This is a genomic window from Kitasatospora sp. NPDC091257, from assembly GCF_044757675.1.
Classification (GTDB): Bacteria; Actinomycetota; Actinomycetes; order Streptomycetales; family Streptomycetaceae; genus Kitasatospora; species Kitasatospora lactacystinica.
The window spans coordinates 1-3120 of record NZ_JBIVVI010001083.1 but is presented as its reverse complement, the minus strand read 5'-3'; the positions used below and the strand labels follow the sequence as shown (position 1 = coordinate 3120).

3 protein-coding genes are annotated in these 3120 nt (G+C 75.5%); all 3 read right to left on the bottom strand.

Annotated elements, in window-relative coordinates; all coding sequences use genetic code 11:
• On the bottom strand, nt 1–987 hold a 987-nt coding region (locus ACIQOV_RS34625; protein ID WP_401054809.1), incomplete at its 3' end, for a calcium:proton antiporter.
• A gap of 91 nt (nt 988–1078) precedes the next feature.
• Nucleotides 1079–2608 (bottom strand): protein kinase, encoded by a 1530-nt coding sequence (locus ACIQOV_RS34620; RefSeq protein ID WP_401054808.1) that lies wholly within the window; start codon nt 2606–2608, stop codon nt 1079–1081.
• Nucleotides 2605–3120, bottom strand: a 516-nt coding sequence (locus ACIQOV_RS34615; RefSeq protein WP_401054806.1) for a serine/threonine protein kinase, incomplete at its 5' end; no start/stop codon positions are given. The genes ACIQOV_RS34615 and ACIQOV_RS34620, both read right to left, overlap by 4 nt.

Here is a 3120-nt window from a genome sequence, read left to right as displayed (position 1 = left end):
GGTCATCAGCACCATGTGCGCCGGGTCGAGGCCGAGGACGAGGGGGCCGGAGAGCCAGCTGGAGGCGATCGCGACCGCCGGGATGGTCAGGCCGATGCTGGCGAGCGCCGAGCCGAGGGCGAGGTTGAGGCTGGTCTGCACCCGGTTGCGGACGGCCGCGCGCAGCGCCGCGATGGTCTCCGGCAGCAGCACCATCAGGGCGATCACCACGCCGACGACCGCGTGCGGGAGCCCGGCGTCGTCCACCGCCTTCTCGATGGTCGGCGACACGCCCTTGGCCAGGCCCACCACCGCCACCAGGGCGACGGCGAGCAGCAGCAGGCTGACCCCGGCGGCCCGGACGGTCGGCGGGGAGGCGTGCTCCTCCTCGTCCAGCACCCGGCCCTCGGGGGTGACGGGCAGGAAGTAGTCCCGGTGCCGGACGGTCTGGGTGGCCACGAACAGCCCGTACACCACCAGCGAGGCGGTGGCCGCGAAGGTGAGCTGGGTGGTGGAGAACTGCGGGCCGGGCGAGCTGGTGGTGAAGGTCGGCAGCACGAGACTGAGGGTCGCGAGGGTGGCGATGCAGGCGACCGCGGCGCCGGTGCCCTCGGCGTTGAACACGGCGGTCCGGTACTTGACGGCGGCGACCAGGATGGACAGTCCGAGGATGCCGTTGCAGGTGATCATCACGGCGGCGAAGACGGTGTCCCGGGCCAGTGTGGAGGACTTGTCCCCGCCGTCGGCCATCAGCGTCACGATCAGCGCGACCTCGATCACGGTGACCGCCACCGCGAGGACCAGCGACCCGAACGGCTCCCCCGACCAGTGCGCGATGACCTCGGCGTGGTGCACGGCGGACAGCACGGCGCCCACCAGGAAGCAGGCGACCACCGCCACCACCCAGCCGGGCAGTTCCTTGTGCCAGGTCAGGACGAGGACGAGGAACGACACCACCGGAACGACGACGGTCCATTGCGCGACGGCCGCGCGGAGCTTCGTGATCATGCCGCCGAGGATCCCAGACCGGAGGCCCGTCACCCGGGTGCCCGCGCCGGGATTCGTAGGGATGTGGCATAACTCATCCCATTTCGCGGCATCACCCTCCGTAGTCACCAAGGTACTGAAGCACTTTGTCGACATGTGGTCGAACCCGTTCCGGCACGCCCCCGGCGGCCACCACGCTCTTGTCACTGGTGCGGTAGGCCGCCGCGACCAGGGCGGGCAGGTCGCGGGTCAGGCCGCGGTGCTTTATCTGCTGGTCGAGCCAGCAGACGTAGTTGCCCATCGCGGCGATCGCGTCGCCCGGGTCCCAGTACGACGTGGCTCCGGGGTGGGTGGCGGCCTTGCCCCAGGCCTCGAAGACCGAGGGCGTCCACATCGCGATGCCGTACTCGCCGGTCTCCGGGCGGGCCGCGTTCGGGTCGAAGCCGCTCTCGGCCTTCAGCATGGCGGCCAGCAGCACCGGGGTGACCTCCGGCTCGGGGCAGCGCCGCGCCGCGGTCTCGATCATTCCCCGGTAGGCCGCCGGGACGTCCGAGCCGGCCGGGATCGCACCGGGCAGCGGGGGCACCGCGCGCCGGGCGGCGCCCGGCCCGCCCGGCTCCGGTCCGCCGGTCAGGGCGAGGACGGCGAGCCCGCAGGCCAGCAGGCCCGCGCCGGCCCGGACGGCGGCGCGGCGGCGCCGGCCCGGCGGGGCGGCGGCCCGGGCGACCAGCAGGGCCAGCCCGGTCCGGGTCCGCTCCTCCCGCCCGAGGGCGAGGCAGGCGGTGACCACGGGCCGCCAGCGCGCCGGCAGCGCCTCGTCCAGCCGCAGCGGCGCGGCGCCCCGCGCGTACGCCTGGGCGGCCAGCGAGCGGGCCCGGGCGGTCGCGCCGAGGAAGGGGTGCAGGCCGCCGGTGAGCAGTTGGTGGGCGATCACGCCGAAGGCCCAGACGTCGGCGCTGGGGCGCACCGCGACGCCGCGGGCACCGGTGCGCTCGGACCACCACTCGGGCGGGACGTGGTCGGGCGAGCCGAGCGGAGGGGCGTAGGCGTGGGTGCCCTCCAGCTCGGCGGTGAGGCCGAAGTCGGCGATCTTGGCGGTGCCGTCGGGCATCAGCAGGACATTGGCCGGTTTCAGGTCCCCGTGCACCCAGCCGGCCCGGTGCATGTGGGTCAGCCCGGCGCAGACCTCGGTCAGGATGCGTTCGGCTCCGGGCGCCGCCGTACCGGGGCGGGCCTCGGCCAGCAGGTCCTGGAGGTTGCGGGCGGCGCGTTCCATCACCAGGGCGACGGCGCCGTCGAGCGCCGGGTGGTCCGGGTCCTCGACGGTGGCCACGGCGAAGGTGCGGATCAGGTGGGGATGGTCGGCGCGGCGGCTGAAGCGCTGCTCGCTGCGGGCCATCCGGGCCACGGTCCGGCGCTGGCCGGGGCTGAACCGGGCCGCGCCGAGGATCTTGACGGCGGCCGGGCCGCCGTCGGGGCCCTCGGCGGCGTACACGCTGCCCCAGGCGCCCGCGCCGAGGAAGGCGCCGAGGCGGTAGCCGGCGATCGGGTAGCCCGCCGGGACCGCGAACGGCGGGCCACCGGGCGCGGGCCCGCCGCCGGGCGGCTCGGGCTCCGGCCCGGGCGGGGCACCGGGCGTCACGGCCGGGCGGCCGGGCGCCGGGGCGGGAGCAGTGCGAGGTGCTCCTCCCGGACGAGGTCGAACCTCAGCGCCAGCGCCACCAGTTCCTCGCGCTTTCCGCCGCCCGGGCCCTCCTCGTACGGCTCGCGCAGCCGCAGCTTGGTCGCCACCAGGTAGTCGATGTGGTAGTTGACCGCCGAGCGGCTCAGTCCGCGGCAGCCGGGCAGGGCGCGCAGCCGGGCGAGCACCTCGGTCACCCCGGGGACGGCCGCGGCGGAGGGCGAGCGCAGTCTGGGCTCGCAGAGCGCGAGCAGGACCAGGAAGTACTTGGCGGTCGGGTCCAGGGCGAACGGGCTGACGGTGCGCTCGCCCTCGGCGCCGCCGGGCCGGCCGTCGAGGTAGGCGTGCTGCGGGGCGAAGACCTTGAAGGCGGCGGGCCCGCCGAGGGCGGGCAGCAGCACCCGGGAGAGTTCGAACGGGACGGGCGCGCCGATCCGGCCGGGCGCGACCTTGACGTGCTCCCCCGCGCCCTC